At 65.7% G+C, this 14,219-nt stretch carries 17 protein-coding genes; 3 read left to right on the top strand and 14 right to left on the bottom strand.

Annotated elements, in window-relative coordinates:
• Positions 1-92 precede the first annotated feature (92 nt).
• From AC07WJ_RS10070 to AC07WJ_RS10060, 3 genes are all read right to left on the bottom strand, one after another.
• A complete protein-coding gene (locus tag AC07WJ_RS10070) occupies positions 93-422 on the bottom strand; it encodes a hypothetical protein (protein WP_494934424.1) in 330 nt (109 codons plus the stop codon).
• 1 nt (position 423) lies between these two features.
• Positions 424-690, bottom strand: a complete 267-nt coding sequence (locus tag AC07WJ_RS10065; protein WP_494934423.1) for a hypothetical protein — start codon at positions 688-690, stop codon at positions 424-426.
• Positions 691-832: 142 nt separating this feature from the next.
• Positions 833-1,009, bottom strand: a complete 177-nt coding sequence (locus tag AC07WJ_RS10060) for an Arc family DNA-binding protein (protein WP_494934422.1) — start codon at positions 1,007-1,009, stop codon at positions 833-835.
• A 37-nt stretch (positions 1,010-1,046) separates the two neighbouring features.
• On the opposite strand from AC07WJ_RS10060, the gene AC07WJ_RS10055 reads away from it, so the two are divergent.
• From AC07WJ_RS10055 to AC07WJ_RS10045, 3 genes are all read left to right on the top strand, one after another.
• A complete protein-coding gene (locus AC07WJ_RS10055; RefSeq protein ID WP_494934421.1) occupies positions 1,047-1,532 on the top strand; it encodes an Arc family DNA-binding protein in 486 nt (161 codons plus the stop codon).
• Positions 1,533-1,605: 73 nt separating this feature from the next.
• Positions 1,606-1,746, top strand: coding sequence for a hypothetical protein (locus AC07WJ_RS10050; protein WP_494934420.1), 141 nt, complete (start codon positions 1,606-1,608; stop codon positions 1,744-1,746).
• A 330-nt stretch (positions 1,747-2,076) separates the two neighbouring features.
• A complete protein-coding gene (locus AC07WJ_RS10045; RefSeq protein WP_494934419.1) occupies positions 2,077-2,397 on the top strand; it encodes a hypothetical protein in 321 nt (106 codons plus the stop codon).
• Between the two features lie 125 nt (positions 2,398-2,522).
• Here the strand turns inward: AC07WJ_RS10045 and AC07WJ_RS10040 are convergent, their stop codons facing one another.
• The 11 genes from AC07WJ_RS10040 to AC07WJ_RS09990 form a co-directional block, all read right to left on the bottom strand.
• Positions 2,523-4,142 carry a hypothetical protein gene (locus tag AC07WJ_RS10040; RefSeq protein ID WP_494934418.1) on the bottom strand — a complete coding sequence of 540 codons (1,620 nt, stop codon included), beginning with the start codon at positions 4,140-4,142 and terminating at the stop codon, positions 2,523-2,525.
• Positions 4,139-6,799 (bottom strand): phage tail tip lysozyme, encoded by a 2,661-nt coding sequence (locus tag AC07WJ_RS10035; protein ID WP_494934417.1) that lies wholly within the window; start codon positions 6,797-6,799, stop codon positions 4,139-4,141. The genes AC07WJ_RS10040 and AC07WJ_RS10035 overlap by 4 nt, the downstream gene beginning before the upstream one ends.
• The gene (locus tag AC07WJ_RS10030) at positions 6,792-7,811 is read right to left on the bottom strand and encodes a tail fiber domain-containing protein (protein ID WP_494934416.1); all 1,020 of its coding nucleotides are present in this window, start codon (positions 7,809-7,811) and stop codon (positions 6,792-6,794) included. The genes AC07WJ_RS10035 and AC07WJ_RS10030 overlap by 8 nt, the downstream gene beginning before the upstream one ends.
• 219 nt (positions 7,812-8,030) lie before the next feature.
• Positions 8,031-8,444, bottom strand: a complete 414-nt coding sequence (locus AC07WJ_RS10025) for a GNAT family N-acetyltransferase (protein ID WP_494934415.1) — start codon at positions 8,442-8,444, stop codon at positions 8,031-8,033.
• The gene (locus AC07WJ_RS10020) at positions 8,441-10,102 is read right to left on the bottom strand and encodes a hypothetical protein (protein WP_494934414.1); all 1,662 of its coding nucleotides are present in this window, start codon (positions 10,100-10,102) and stop codon (positions 8,441-8,443) included. Before AC07WJ_RS10020 ends, AC07WJ_RS10025 begins: the two co-directional genes overlap by 4 nt.
• Entirely contained in the window at positions 10,102-10,758 is a 657-nt protein-coding gene (locus tag AC07WJ_RS10015) for a hypothetical protein (RefSeq protein ID WP_494934413.1), read from the bottom strand. Before AC07WJ_RS10015 ends, AC07WJ_RS10020 begins: the two co-directional genes overlap by 1 nt.
• Positions 10,755-11,363 carry a phage adaptor protein gene (locus AC07WJ_RS10010; RefSeq protein ID WP_494934412.1) on the bottom strand — a complete coding sequence of 203 codons (609 nt, stop codon included), beginning with the start codon at positions 11,361-11,363 and terminating at the stop codon, positions 10,755-10,757. The genes AC07WJ_RS10015 and AC07WJ_RS10010 overlap by 4 nt, the downstream gene beginning before the upstream one ends.
• Entirely contained in the window at positions 11,363-11,668 is a 306-nt protein-coding gene (locus AC07WJ_RS10005; protein ID WP_494934411.1) for a hypothetical protein, read from the bottom strand. Before AC07WJ_RS10005 ends, AC07WJ_RS10010 begins: the two co-directional genes overlap by 1 nt.
• Positions 11,668-12,108, bottom strand: a complete 441-nt coding sequence (locus AC07WJ_RS10000; RefSeq protein ID WP_494934410.1) for a hypothetical protein — start codon at positions 12,106-12,108, stop codon at positions 11,668-11,670. The genes AC07WJ_RS10005 and AC07WJ_RS10000 overlap by 1 nt, the downstream gene beginning before the upstream one ends.
• A 78-nt stretch (positions 12,109-12,186) precedes the next feature.
• Positions 12,187-13,146 carry a DUF5309 domain-containing protein gene (locus AC07WJ_RS09995; RefSeq protein ID WP_494934409.1) on the bottom strand — a complete coding sequence of 320 codons (960 nt, stop codon included), beginning with the start codon at positions 13,144-13,146 and terminating at the stop codon, positions 12,187-12,189.
• Between the two features lie 12 nt (positions 13,147-13,158).
• The gene (locus AC07WJ_RS09990) at positions 13,159-14,196 is read right to left on the bottom strand and encodes a hypothetical protein (RefSeq protein ID WP_494934408.1); all 1,038 of its coding nucleotides are present in this window, start codon (positions 14,194-14,196) and stop codon (positions 13,159-13,161) included.
• Positions 14,197-14,219 lie beyond the last annotated feature (23 nt).

The following is a 14,219-nucleotide window of genomic DNA, read 5'->3' as shown; positions in this document are numbered from 1 at the left end:
CGGCGCACGGGTTCGCTCTCGCGATACCGGGCGCTGTGAAGCTCGGTTCGCGCCATCGCCCTGCCAGAGGCGAATTACGGGATGTCAGAGGGTCAGTAGGGGACGCCCGCCGCCTTGCAGAGGTCGCGGATTACCCGCCAGCGGATGTCGTCGAATTCGATGCTCAACTGCCTGACGCGGTCTGTCGCAGCATTCCAGGCGATGACCCTGGGGTCATCGTCCTGCGACAGACCGCGCGTCTCTGCCTGATAGAATTTGCATTCGTCGTTCGCCTGATCGATGGCAACCTGAATGCGCCGCATCTCAGCGACCTCGGCCGCGTAGGGTGATGCCGGGGCGGCCAATTCTGCGGGCACGGCGGCCACCGGCACGGCCAGCGCCGCGGCGCCTGCAATGAAGTTCCGACGTGTGCTCGGGCCCATCTCAGACCTCCCACACGCCGGAAGAGATGGCGGCCCTCAGATTGGGCAGCATCTCCCGCCGCATGACGCAGACATTCGGATATTTCCAAGCGTCCGCCTCGCAGAGATCGTCGGCCCAGTAGTACCAAAAGCTCCGGTCGAAATCGACGCAGGCCGTGAAACCCTGGGGCGCCCGCTCGATGAAACCGATCAGCTTGTGGAAGAACTCCATGCAGGCCGGGGAGATGAGATATTGCGGCGCAGCCGTCGCGCCGCCGGTGATGGCCATGGCGGAAGCCGCGAGCCCCCCTCCAACGGCAATTCGGCGTGTGATAGGGATGACCGTAGCCATTCGCTGATCTCCTAAGGATCGCGTTTCGGTAGGGCCGCTGTGCGACTGGTACTCGCGCAGCGGCCTGTTTGTTTTGAAATCAGTTCGGGCGAACCGCGCTTGCCTCGTCCGCCGTATTCAAAGCCCGCTCCAGCTGGAAAACGACTTCCCCATTCACCGAGCGATGATTGCGCTGGGCGAGATCCTTGAGTTTCTGCCGAAGCCCCTCGGGAAGACGAACCATGATCTTGTCCGTTTCCCGGCTTGGTGCTGTCATATGAGCCTCCCAATGCCGATCATTCAGTCCGCATGATATGGCACATGGGCATCATGATGGCAATAGGGCATTAGTGCCCATTGGGCATCATTTCCATATGCCCAATTGCCACTATGCTGTAGGAATGTCAGTGCCAACCAGAGACCAAAACAAGTTCATTGTCCGGATGCCAGACGGGATGCGCGATCGCGTCGCCGACGCGGCAAAGGCAAGCGGCCGGTCGATGAATGCCGAGATTATTGCTCGGCTCAACGTCACCTTCGAAAAAGCGGCCGGGGACTTAAACCCGATTGGCATGCTGGTCCTGATCCAGCGGCTTGAAGCGGCAGTCGAAGCGTCCGGCGACGTTGCGAGGGCGTTGCATGCCGAACTGCGGCTTGTGGGTGGAGCGACCGAAGAGGATGACGCTTCGCTGATTGCGGCCATCGAGCAGTTCGCCGGGGAAAACGGGTTCAACAAAGCGGGGGCGATCCGCTACGCCCTGCGCGACTGGCTGATTGGGCAAGGCCTCCTGAAGCCCTGATCCGGCGCTTTACGGAACTCGACTCCCAGTTGCGGCCCAGCAAGGATGCTCTTGCCAAACTAGGGAGGGCGTTATGCCGAAGAACGAGAAGACATCGACAAAGGTCGCGTCAATTGCATCGAAGGCGCTGAAAGATCCGGCCTCGGTGACGAAAAAAGAGATTAAGACGATCGCCGCTTCTGCTTTGACGCAGAAGCCCGACAAGAAGAAATAGTCTCCATCCGGATTACAGAGCGGGATGGGATCACGGTCACGCCGGCCGCCTGGTCCCATTTCTTTCCGTTCGCACCGCGGGCCACGCTCAGCGCAATCACCTTCGCATCCTCGCCATCATGGATCAAATGGCCGACGGTCTGGCAGCGGTGGGCTTTAGGCTTGGGTAGATCAGCCATGAACTGCCATGCGGCAATGGGCTGAGCGCTGTCGACCCATTCGATCATTACGAGCTTCACAGCGACCTGTCCCTGGCGGTGTTCACTCGCATTGCGGGCTCCTTTGGGGTGGGGCATAGTTTGAGGATGGGGCATTTCAGGGTGGTAGCGCCGTGATCTATGGCTGGAATAGTGGTCTGCCGGATTGGGTAGTAATATTCAGCCTAGTCGGCTTGGCGGCCGGCATCTTGTATCTGGCGCGGGACGACATTCCTGCGATTTTTGACACCTGCGCGATAGGAGCGCTGGGTGTTGCTGCGTCACTCGCTGTCGAACCATACACCGTCGACCGCGCCGGCTTGTCGGCCGCGATGTTCTTGCTTGGTGGCATTTCATATGGCCTGGCAGTTCTGGCGCGCAGGCTGAATCCGGTCCTCTTTCTCGGGCAACAAGAGTTAGAGCGTCAAATCAAGGCGGATGAGGATGACGACTGATGTGGTACGTCTTCCAGGGCGCCGTAATCTTGGCCGTGGTGCTACACGCTCAGGCCTATGGCTGGAGCGAGAAGAGTGCGGCAGCGGGTGTCGTCGGCTGGATACTCGCCCTTTTCCTGACGGGCCTATTGACGGGCTGGATTGACCGTTGGCGCGCTTATCGCGCTCGCCGCGTGCTGGCCGAGGAGAGCCCGCAGGAGAGCCTGCCGGCGCGCTCCGATTTCTGGCATATTGGCAACAAGCGATCGGACTGACCCGTTTGTTTCGGCCGGGCGGGCCAGAACGAGGGCCTTCGCGAAATCTGCATTTCGCTGGGTGGCTCGGTTCGCCATCGCTTTCGAAACATACCCGGCCGCCCCTGCAGCTGCAGCAGCACCTGGGATGCCCGTTGCCCTTGCCGCCTCAAGCAAGCCGATCATGTTGACTGGGTTTGTCGGGGCCAGCAGATTCCCGGCGAGACGCCCGGCATTCTGGGTGCGAGAACCCGAAACGACCGCTTCGACTGCCGCGCGCTCACCCGCATCGAACCCGCGCATCTTCCTTTCGCTCTCGGCGAGCGACCGAAACGACTGGCGCAGCGTGTTGTCAACGTTCTGACCAGAATTCGAGGATTCCGCCCTTCGGCGAGCCTTCGTAATGGCATCCTCGATCGTCTTGCCGCGCTGCGCCGCTGCCCAATTCGCCCGCGCTTCACCTAGGAGCTGCGAAGCGCGCTGCGCGTCCCCAGAGACGACATCCGCCCCGCGAAGATTTCCAAGCGCATCGTCCAGTCGCCTCTGCATGACCATGCCGAGACGCCGTTCAGCCTTGTCGGCCGAGCCTGCCGCATCGCCGATCGTCTGGCGAAGCACGCCCAGCTCGCCAAGTGTCGGCGCCGTGCGCGAAAGATTGAACATCTCGTCACCGGCGGCCATCAGCTTCGGCATGTTGCCCTCGCCGCGGATCGCGCCCTTGGCCTTCAAGGCATCCGAGATTTCCCCTGCGATACGCTCCATGGCGGGTTGCGCAATTTGCACCCCCAGCGCATCCGCCTCCCGATAAGCGCGATGACCAGCCTCCTCAAGGCTCGCACGCGTCGGCGCCTCTCGGATCACGGACCGCTGAGCCGCGGCCGCCTGGCCGCGCTGCACGGCGCCGAGCGTTCCAAGGCCGCCGACAACCGCACCGACCGCTCGGGCCGGGCCTTCCAGCGAAGGAAGGGTCTGCCGGGCGATCTGCGCGGCTCCCTCTTCCGTCGCGGTTGGAACAGCGACCATTGCAACCTTCGCGGCCACGCCGCCCGGACCGGCGAGCGCAAACGGCACGTTGCGGCCAGCCGTGCGGGCGATTTCGCCCTCACGCGTCTGAGGCTGATAAAAGGGGCCCGTGACGGTTTCGATCGCGCCCTGCACCTTCTCGGGCGTGAAAGAGTTCTCGGTGTTCTGTCGCGCGGCGTGCTGTCCCGAGATCGTCGTGGCACCCCAGTGGCCGTGCTGAATTCGATTTTCGATGCGCCCCAAGGTCTGGTCGAGCAGAAAGCCGGAAGCGGAGCGGGCCGCGTTCGTCAGGGTACCGGGGATGGTGGCGAGATTGATCCCGCCTTCGACAGCGCCTATGCCCGCGGACTTTGCGACGTCGGCCGCAACAGAGGGTGGCGCGGAAGCGGCCGGTGACGCCACAGGAAAGGCGTCCCAATTGTCAGATGGCGCCGCCGCCGCCGGGGGCGATGCGGCCGGCGCTGCCGGAAACTGGTCCCATTCGCTCATGGCACGGTCCTTTCGATGCCGTTCGGGTCGATGAACCGCGAACCGCTCGGCAGTCGCCGGGCCTCGTCGACCGATCGGACGCGGGGAAGCGGCGCAGAGGGAGCCGACGCGCCCGGCGGCGCCGCGACGGCTGGGGGTGCTGCCGGCCGATATTCGCCCGGCACCGGAACGGAGAACAGTGAGCGTTCCCGGCGATGTGTGGTCGCGTCGGGGTAGACCGTCTCCAGCCGCTGATTGTGCTGGTCGAGGATGACGCGACTACCGCGCTCCATGATGTCGAGCATGCGCAGAATGCTGGTCTGGTCGAGCGCGATGCTGCCGCCGGCCGCCTTCTCGGCGAACTCGCGATCGGCGTTCGAGATCTGCGTCGATCCGACCGTCGCCTTCATGATGGCTGCGACCTGGGGCGCAATCGCGCTTCGGAAGGTTTCGGTGTTGGTGATCTTCGACACGTCGGCGATGCCCAGGCTGGCGCCGATCTTCTGGAGCGCTAGACGGGCATCCGCGCCGGCCCCCAGGATGGCGCCGCCCTCCACCGCCCGCCTGGCTTCATGGATAGAACTGATACCTGTCGCGGCCGAGCGAGCCGCCTTTGCGCCTTCATCCATCGCGGTGAAGACCTGCGCGTCGCTGCCGCCCCCGACATTGACGTTCGTCGCTCCGGCCTGCCTGCGCTGCTGGCCCCATTGGAACTGGCTCAGCGGCGTGCGGCCGGCGGCGGTCTCTTGCTGGACGTAGGAGCGGTAGTTGCGAATGTCGTCTGTTTCCTTGGGCTGGGCACCAACCAATTCGCGTCCGGTCCGGTCAATCACGCGCGCTCCTTCCGGCACGATCGTTGGGGCCTGAGGCTGGATGATCTGCTGCAAATAGGCCTTGTACTCGGGCGGCAGGTTAGGATCGAACAACGCGCGAGTGATTGCCATCCGGGCGCTATCCTGCCCCGAGGGAGATGGCTGTGCGCCCGCAACTGGGGAGACGGCCCCCGATGCGCTGGACTGAGCGGCTGCCCGAGTTGGTGCCGCCGATCCCATAATCAGTTCGCGGAGCCGGTTGCCGACACCGGCGAGGCCCTGGCCAGGCGCGGCCGCAGCCGCCGGCGCCAACATCTCGACGGGCGCCTGGCCGCGCAGCCTGTCGGCCTCGCCCGGTGCCAGGCTCTGCTCGTCGCGCAGCAGCGCCAAACGCTCACTTTCGGAAAGTCCGAGGGCGCGAGCGATGTCCTGACGCGGAAGCGCCGCCGGGCCTGCGGGCGTCGCACCTGGGGGCAAACTGTCGGGCCGCGCCATCGGCACCGCCGCGCCGAGCGCCGCCGGCCGGGGCACGGGCACTGGTGCCTCGGTCGGTGCTGTGGTGGTGCCGGTCGGGGCGGCCTGCGCCATATTCATGATGTCGCCGGGCCCCTCCTGGCGCATCGCGTCCAGGATGCCCGGCCGTGCGGCGGGAACTGGAGCCTGTATCGGCGGGCTCGGCGCGGCCGAATAGGTGTCGGGAGCCCAAGGCAGGCCGCGCTGTTTGGCGTCCTCGACAGCGGCCAGGCGCTGACGTTCAGCCCAAACTGCATCGTCGCCGGCGATAGGCTGCGAAGCCTGGGGCGCCCGTTCCAGCATGTCACCGGCTGGCGTTGGCTGTGACGGGGCCATGCTCGCCGTCATCTGGAAATCGTCGGGGCCGCCGGCCGTCGTGGCTGTGGTCTGGCCCTGGTTCACGATCGGCAGTTCGTCGGCGACGGCCGTCTGGAATTCCTGGGGCGCAATACCTCGCCCGACGCCATTATCCACCGCCGCGGGAGCGTCAATGCTCGCAATCTGCTGCCGCGTTAGCCCCGGCATGACTGCCGGCGGTGCCATGGCCTGGCCTCCGGCCAACGACCTTGCGGTCCCGTATCGGAGAGCCCAGTTATGACCGCCCTCCGGGTTCTGAGCGGTCCACCCCTGGGGGCGAAGATACGAAATGACGGCGCGCGCCGCCGACCGCGGATCCTGCGCCGCGGCAAGCTGGTTGCCCCAGCGGCTTTCATTCGACCCCGCGACCTGCCCGCGCAACTCCGCGTCGATGAATGCGAGCTGCGTGGCGCGATCGGTCCACGGCGTGCCGCGCTGGGCAGCGAACTGCTGCAAGGCAATTGCCCTGGGGCCATTCCATTGAACCATGCCGACGCTGTCCGACCCGTCCCGGCCGTCGCGCGGATTCCGGGCGTTGGTGCGGCCAGAGCTCTCCGGAATGATGCCGGCGCCGACAATCGCCGCCGACTGAACCGGGGTCCAACCGCGCGAATTGAAGAAGGCGACATCGCTGGCAGCCGCCGGGCCAGTCGCTGCCGGTGATGCTGCGCCGGTGCTGCTACCGCTCCCGGTCAGGGGGGATTGCGCGGCCGGCGCTCCGGCCGAAGCGCCAGTCAGAGACTGGCTGGCTTGATAATCCTGCGCTCGGGCGAATGCGTTGTTGATCGCAGCCTTTTCGTCTCGCTCCGCAACCCCGGCTTCATAGCCCCCAAGGAGCCCCTGAGCCATGCGGTTGGCGCCCTGTGTCCACGACCGGATCGGCTCGCCCGAGCTTCCCTCGCGCATCATGATTTCGGCCAGTCGTCGACGTCGAGCCGCCGAGCCCTGAGTTTCGCCGGTCGAGCCACCGAAGATAAATCCGCCTGATTCAGCCATGCCGGCGCCCCTTCTTCGGTTTCGTCGCCGCGTCATAATCAACGGCCATCAGCCCATCCGGGCGAAATTCGACTGCATCAGGGTTCGACTTGAGGACGTCCTGGGCCATCAGTCCGATCTGCGGGGTGTCATCGCCCTTGTAGGTGAACCGGAAGACCCCAAGGCCGTTGTCGAGCTTGCCGACCTGTTTGATGTCGTCCTTGGCCCGTTCGTCAGAAAGCATCGCGGGATTTTTCAGAAGACCGCCTCCCAGCGTCCCGGCCAAGCCAAACAGGCCGCCCATCATGGCGTTGTTGGACTGGTTCTGGGCGTTCCAGTTCGCGAGTTGGCCCTGATAATTTGCATTGACCAGGCCACCGTAATCCACATTCGCGACGTTCGACTGCGGCGTCTGCGTCAGGTTCGGCTGACTGACCTGGCTGCCCGACATCAACGCCGAAATCTCGTTGATCGGCTGGTTGCGGATCGCCTGAGCCTGAGCAAATGCTTGCTGGTTGCCGTTCAACAGGAGCTGATTGTTGGCGTCGTTCTTGCTGTTGTTGAACGACCGCATCTCGGCCTCGAAGGCCGCTGATCCAGGCTGGATGCCCTGATTGGCGAGCCGGGTCCGGAGCGCATCCTCCTGCTGCGCCTGCAGCGGATCGAGCCGGGCTCGGGCAAGCTGGTTGAGCCGCGCTTCCGTCGCCTCGTTCGACCCATCGAAATTCGTGTTGAGCAGCTCGCCGATGCGGCCGGACTGCTGTTGCCCGATGTTGGCGAGATTCTGTTTCGTCGCCTGATTTGTATCGTAAATGCCCTGGTTCGCCGCCGAGAGCGCCTGCGTCGCCTCGTAGCGTGGCGTGCCATCAGGCCAGGTGCCGATCTGCCGATAGCTCAACGAGCCATCTGGCGTGACCTGGTTCGTCGCGTTCAACCCGTATTGGGTGATCGCGGTTTCCCGGTTCATCGCGGTCTGAGCCGCGGCCGTCTCTTTCGGATCCGGCGGGGTCGGGGGCGAGGGTGTCGATACCATGGCAGGCCTCAGTCGATCGCAGGGGACGGCACCGACGCTTGGTCGGCTGCGCCAAAGGTCGTGGCGGCACCAGGAGCGCTGAAGGTCACCGGCGGTGGCTCCCAGGCGAACGCCTTTTGGATGGCCATAAGGCTGCGAGCGGCGCGGTCCTGCTCGTTGCTGGCCGACATTTGCGATTCGAAACGCTCGGTGACTGCCGGATCCGGCGGGGTCGGCGGGCTAGGCGTGGAAACCATCCGGCCAGTCCTCTCTCAAAATGCCGAAGACCAGCGCATCGGCGCCGTCCTCGTAATAGTTGCGCTTCAGGCCCTCACGGACGGCGCCGAGGCGCGGTGCGATCCTGATGACGGCGCGGTTGGTGGTCTTGGTCAGCACCGTCATGCGGGCGCAGCCGAGTTCGTCGAAGACATAGGCGCCGACACGGGCGAGAAAGGCGCGCGGCCAGGCCAGCGTCCGGCCCGCCGCCACCGACACCTCGACGTCGCGGCCGGTGAAGCCGCAGAACACGGCACCGCCGACCAGCTCGCCGCCCCGGGCCAGAGCCAGCGCTGTCGATCCCTTGGGGAACGACACGCCGAGGCGATCAGCGATCCAATCGACCGCCGGTTCGCCGCTCTCGATTGTCCAGGTCACAGGGTCGCGCCAGCCTCGGTGTTCACGTCGAAACGCAAAATCTTGAAGCTCGCATCCAGCGCGGCCGAGCCGTCATAGATGTTGAGCCGAAACGCCGGGGCGAGCGCGCGGCCGAATCCCGTGACGCTCTGGGTGTAATCGCCAACGACCAGACCGCCGCCCCAGACATTCTGGTTCCATTGACCTTGGTTCCAGACCAGCGCGCCGCCGGCGAGGCCGATTCCGGAGCCGCGACCCCAGGTGGATTGACCCCACTTCGAGACGCCCCAGGTTCCGAAGGCCCCGATCGAATTCTCTAAATCGAATTCCTCGAAAACCGGGCTGATATCGTAATCAGCGGCCATCGCGAGATAGGGCCGGATGTCGGGTCGACCGCGATAGGTGACGCGCAGCACGTTGGTCGATTTGTAGGCGTTGGGCTGGCCCAAATCGGTGAATGCGCCGAGCCCGAAGCATTGGATGATCGTCGTGTCGTCGATCGAGCCGCGCTCGGCCTGATAGACGATGCCGCCGGCGCCGCCGAAATAGAGCCCGTCGTTGTGCTCGACCCAGCACGCGGCCTGGATGCCGACATATTCGCACCAGGCGCCATGCAGCGTGTTCATGACGAACTGCCGGGTCAGCCCGGTCGCCGAGTGCGGCACATTGACGAAGACCTTCTGGCCTCGGGCAAAGCCAATCGTCTGCCATCCGAAAGTCGTCGCATCATCCTTGACCGCTGCCGCGTATGCCTGGCGGATATTGCGGGTCAGCGCGCCCTGCTGGGCTGCGGTGCGGTCCAATTTCATGACGGCGCCGAGCGACATCAGGCCGTCCTGGGTCAGGATCGCCAGATCACCGCCGAATTTGGTCAGGCAGCGGTAGCCCAGCGGCTTGCCGACCTGGTAGCGGCCCTTCAGCTGCCAGGTCGCAGCCGCCGCCGGGTCTGGCCCCTGGTAGATGATGACCTCGCCTTCCGAGGACACGAACACCGTCAGATCGGACATTCCCGACCCGCTGTCGGTCGCCCAGGTGCCACCGGCGACGATCGCCCCGCCCTTGGTCAGCAGCGCGCCGAGCGGCAGCACCGTGGCCGGGCCGCCGACCGCCGCAGCGCCGAGATAATAGACGTCGCTCGAATTGACCTGGCAGTACCAGAGCCGGGATTGCGAGGAGAACACATTGCAGAGGGCACCCCCGGTCACGCCCGTGATGGTCGGCGTCGTGCCCCAGACGGTGCCGTTGAACAGGATCGGCGGGTCAGCGGCGTTGACGGCCGAAATGAACTGCCCGCCCGAGGTCGCGAAGTTCGTCCACTGCCACTGATCGTTGCTGGCCCCGGTCCAGACCGCGGCGCCGACCGGGCCGATCGTGTCGACGCGGTAGATGGCCGAGCCGCGCGCGCCGAACATGCGTTTCGTCGAGCCGCTGACATAGCTCATCAGCGTGTTGACGGCGCCGGCGCCAAGGCCAGTGGACTGCACGACATAGCCCGGCCTCGGGCTGATGCCGTCGGGCTCCGGATACCAGTTCTGCAACACCGGCGCGGTGTCGGGGTCCATGGTGGCGAGGTTCTGCTCAGACGACCATCCTTTCGTCGGGGCCAGCAGCGGCACGGCCTGTGACCGGGGCTGTGCCTGCTGGACGACGCGATCCCGTTCGCGCGACGGCGTCAGCATCAGCTCGTGACCTTGGCCGGCTTGGCGGTCGACGTCGCCTGTTCAGCCGGCAGGCGCAGCGCGCGATCGGCCCGGGCCCGGTAATCCACGGCCTGTTCGAACTGGTCGAGCTCGTCCTGATAGGCCAAGCCCTTCTGACGCTTCCAACGCCAGAGCAGGCCCTGCAGCAGGATGTCCTCCGGAATCAGCGAGGTGTCGGTGTCGGCGACGAAGGTTGCCCGGAACACCGGCGTCGCATCGGCCGACCGGATCCAATAGGCCGAGACATATTCGAGCGTGACCGGCGTGACCGGCGCCGGTGCGACATCCAGCGAAGTGCCGAGCAGCTGAAACCGGGGCGGCGATGTGGACGCGGCGCCGCGCTTCAGGTTCATCTCCGCATCCGACAGCGCACCGCGGATGGGCACCGTGCCCAATCGGACCGGCGAGCCCTGGGTCATGCGCTCGTAATCACCCGGCACGTTCGCCGGCAGGGCGCCATAGGTGGTTGTTTTCACCAGCGCGCCCCAGTCATGCCGGCGCAGCAATTCCTGGCCGGTCTGAAGCGCCTGCACGAGAAATTCCTGGGGGGTCCTGGCGGCCGACGTCATCACCGACGTGATCGACGGCAGGTTCAACATGGTCGCGGCGTTCTGGCAGACGGTCAGCAGGCTCACGGGCTCGCCTCCATGTTCCGGAACCCGACGTTGGACCAGCGAGCGCGCCGGCTGTCCTGGTCGGCCGCCTCCATGGCGTCCTGAAATAGCTGGGCGGCCGCGCCCGCGCTGGCCTGGTCGCGGGCATAGGTCGCTGCCTCGAACACGACGGCGTAGAGGTAGATGTCGGGATAGGCGGCCATCAGCCAATTCGTTTGGCCCGGGGCGGTTTCGATCGCCGGCACGGCCTGGAAATAGGTCAGCAGGATGGTTGCCGAGGAGATCGGCGCCAGCGTCAGCGAACCGCCGGCGATCGTGTAGACCGAGGGGCAGCCCGACACCGTGAACTGCGCGGCGTAACGGCCGGCGGCGGCCTCAATGACGTGCGGCGGCGCCGTGTTGGCCAGCACGCGCTCCACCTCCAGGAAATCCGCCGGCAGCGTGCAGACGCCGTTGGCATCGGGCGTCAGGGTCACGGCCGCCACCATGCGCCGATCGCGCAGCCGCCGATTGATCTTGGCCTCGGCCATGGCGACGAAGCGCGGCATGACGTCGACCAGATCGGCGCGATCGAGATATTCGCCGACCGCGATGACGAGTTCGGAATAGTCGGCGAAAGCGGCCATCAGAGCTTGTCCCGGGTCTTGAAGGCCGAGAACTCGCCGTTGAGCAGCGCGCGGATCTTGGCCCGATCGTGCTGCATCACCGGTTCGCGGAAATGCTTATGGAAGATGGTGTCGGGGATGGCGGCGACGACCTGGCCATTGCCCCAGGACCGACCCTCGTTGGCCTCGCGGAACATCTTGGCCTCGGCGAGCACGGCATCGACCTCCTGCTCGCGGGTCTGCAGGACGGTACCGTCACCCATGTCCTCATGGTAGGTCGAGATGCGCCGGATCGGGTCGTGATGGACAAGCACGCGGTCGCCCATCACAGCCACTCCAACACGCCGTTTCTGATGCCGGTTTTGGCCTCGGCTTCCGGGAGGTCGAGCACGGTTCCTGGCAGAGTCCGGCCGGAGCCGTCGGCCGGCCAATAGTCGCGGGCGACGCGGACGCGGATCAGCCCAGCGGCCGGGGGCGGCGATTCGATTTCATCAACACCGACCATTTCGGGCGGGTCGCCGGTGAATTCGATGACCGGAACACCGCCGCGCTCATCGAACGCGGTCCCGGTTGGCGAATTCGTCGCCCGGGCATCGGCGCCGACAGCGTCCGGCACAGGCGCATCCAGCCTGACCTCATAGGCGCGCGCCGTCAGCTCCTGCAATCCTTGCAGTGTGCGGCGGCCGACCGGCCCGGCGCCGGTGCGGACGCGGATCGCCTCGCGCAGCGCGGCCTCGTCACCGGCCAGGATCTCTTCACGGGTCATGTGGATCTCCAAATTGAAAAGGGGCGGCCCGTGAGAGCCGCCCCTGCTGGAATTCCCTCGCGGCGAACCGCGCAGGGCTTAGGTCAGATCCGCCACCACACCGAGGGCGGCCTCGTTCTTCACCACCAGCGTCGCCTCGACGATGATGGCGCGCTTCTCCGCGTCGCCGGTCTTCGCCAGGGTCTGCTTCTGGAAGGAACGCAGGAAGCCGAGCTCGAGGTAGTCGGGGTCGATCAGCCAGGCGTCGCGTTGGCGCTGCCAGCGGTTGACCTGGACGGCGAGGTCACCGAAATCGCCGACATAGATATTGGCGCCGCCGACGATTTCCGCCTGCTTGCCGTTGCCGACGTCCTTGCGGAGCTGCGCGATGCCCGAGAAGCCGGAGAACACGCGCTTCTGGACCGGGTGCAGCATCAGCACGGAGGGATTGCCGCCGGCGGTGTAGCAAGCCTGGTGGACGCTATCCAGGAGCGCCTTGGTGAAGGCGCGCTGGGTGCCGTCGGTGGCGGCCACCGTCAGCGAGGTGCCGGAGCTGTAGCCGCCATTGGCGCCACCGGCGCCGCGGTCGACGTTGGTCGTCAGCCAGGACGACAGCGAGCCCATGAGGCGCGCCGTGGTCGAGTTGCCCAGCAGCGAAGCCGTGTTGGCGCCGATGATGGCGCGTTCCAGGTCCCGCTTCAGCGCCGCCATCTTCAGCTTGCCCTGATAAGCGAGCTCGGATTTGCGGCCGGCCTTCTTCACCGCCTCGGTGGTGCCCGAGATGATGTAGGTCTCGCGCATGATCTGCGAGATGTTCGACACGCGGGTGGTCGGCGTCACCGCGTTATAGGCGTATTCGTCGCCGTCGACCTGGGCGTTCGCCGCCGGCTGCCGAATGGTGTCGGTCTGCCATTCGTGCCGGATGTTCTCGATGTCGGACTTCTTGATCATCGAGGACACCGGCACGTCTTCCGGCGCGATGTTGTAGATCTGATCGCGGAGATCTTCACGGATGCCCTTCACGGCATACGTGTCATAGGTGTTGGTGACTTGGGCCATGGAAGGCTCCTATCAGTCGGCGGCGAGCCATGCGTCGATGGCGCGCGCCGTGTCCGCTTTGTTGCCGCTGCGTTTGGCCTGCTGGAGCGCTGACCCGAGCTCGCTGCCAGTCGGCGCCGTGACGCGCCGGCCCGGAGGCTGGGGCGCGGTGCGGGGCGCATCCTGGCGCGGCTTCCCGCCGGCCGACGCCGCCTTGATCTTCTGGTACCGGGCGGCATCCGCGAGGACGCGAATGAGCCGGTGGTCGATGATCTGGGCATAGTCGGCCTGACTGAAGCCATAGGCTTCGATCGCCTTGACCATTTCCTGGTTGAAGACCTGACGCTTGGCGTCGTTCCTCAATTCGGGGATGGCGGCGAACAGCCGGTCCCGCTCGGTCTGGAGAAGTTCGGCACGCTGGGCCTGGCTTTGGGCCTGGCTCCGCTGGTCCGCCTGGGCAGCCAGCTCGGTCCGTTGCCGGGTGATCTCCTCCACGTGGGCCATGGCCGCCTGGTAGATGGCCATCTCCTGCGTGTAACGAGCGGGATCCTGAAGTGCGAGATCGGTTGAGGGGGGCACGGGCACATAGGCCTGCACCACCGCCAGCGCGCGGTCGAGAGCCTGCGCAACGGCGGCTTGATGGGCCGCGACCTCACCCGTGCGGGCCTCCAGGACTTTCCGCTGTTCGGCGAGGTCCTGGGTCTTGCGGGTGTAATCGGCGGTCCGGAACTGACCATCACGCCATTCCGCGACCTGCTCGGCGGTCGCCTCGGTCCCATCGGGCAGCCGGATCTTGGCGGCGGCCGGGGCTTCAGCGTCCGAGGTCTTGGCGGCGTCCTTGTCAGCCTTGCCGAAGAGATTTTCCGGATCGTCTTCGGCGGAATCGTCCTTGTCCGTATTCGAGGCCTGATCATCGGCCGCCTGCAGTTCGGCTTGCACCTCCGGCGGTCCGGCGTCTTCGCCGTCGACGAGGTATCCGTTCAGCTCGGCGTCGAAATCCTGGGCGGTTTCGATCGGACGCGCGTCAGTGTTCTCCGCCGAGGCAGAGCCTGCACCGGTTGCGTTGCTCATGTGGGGTGCCTGTGGGGCTAGGG

Source organism: Phreatobacter sp. GW821-FHT04C01, assembly GCF_059420385.1.
The sequence above is the reverse complement of the archived record's forward strand: the minus strand, read 5'-3'. Positions and strand labels throughout refer to the sequence as shown.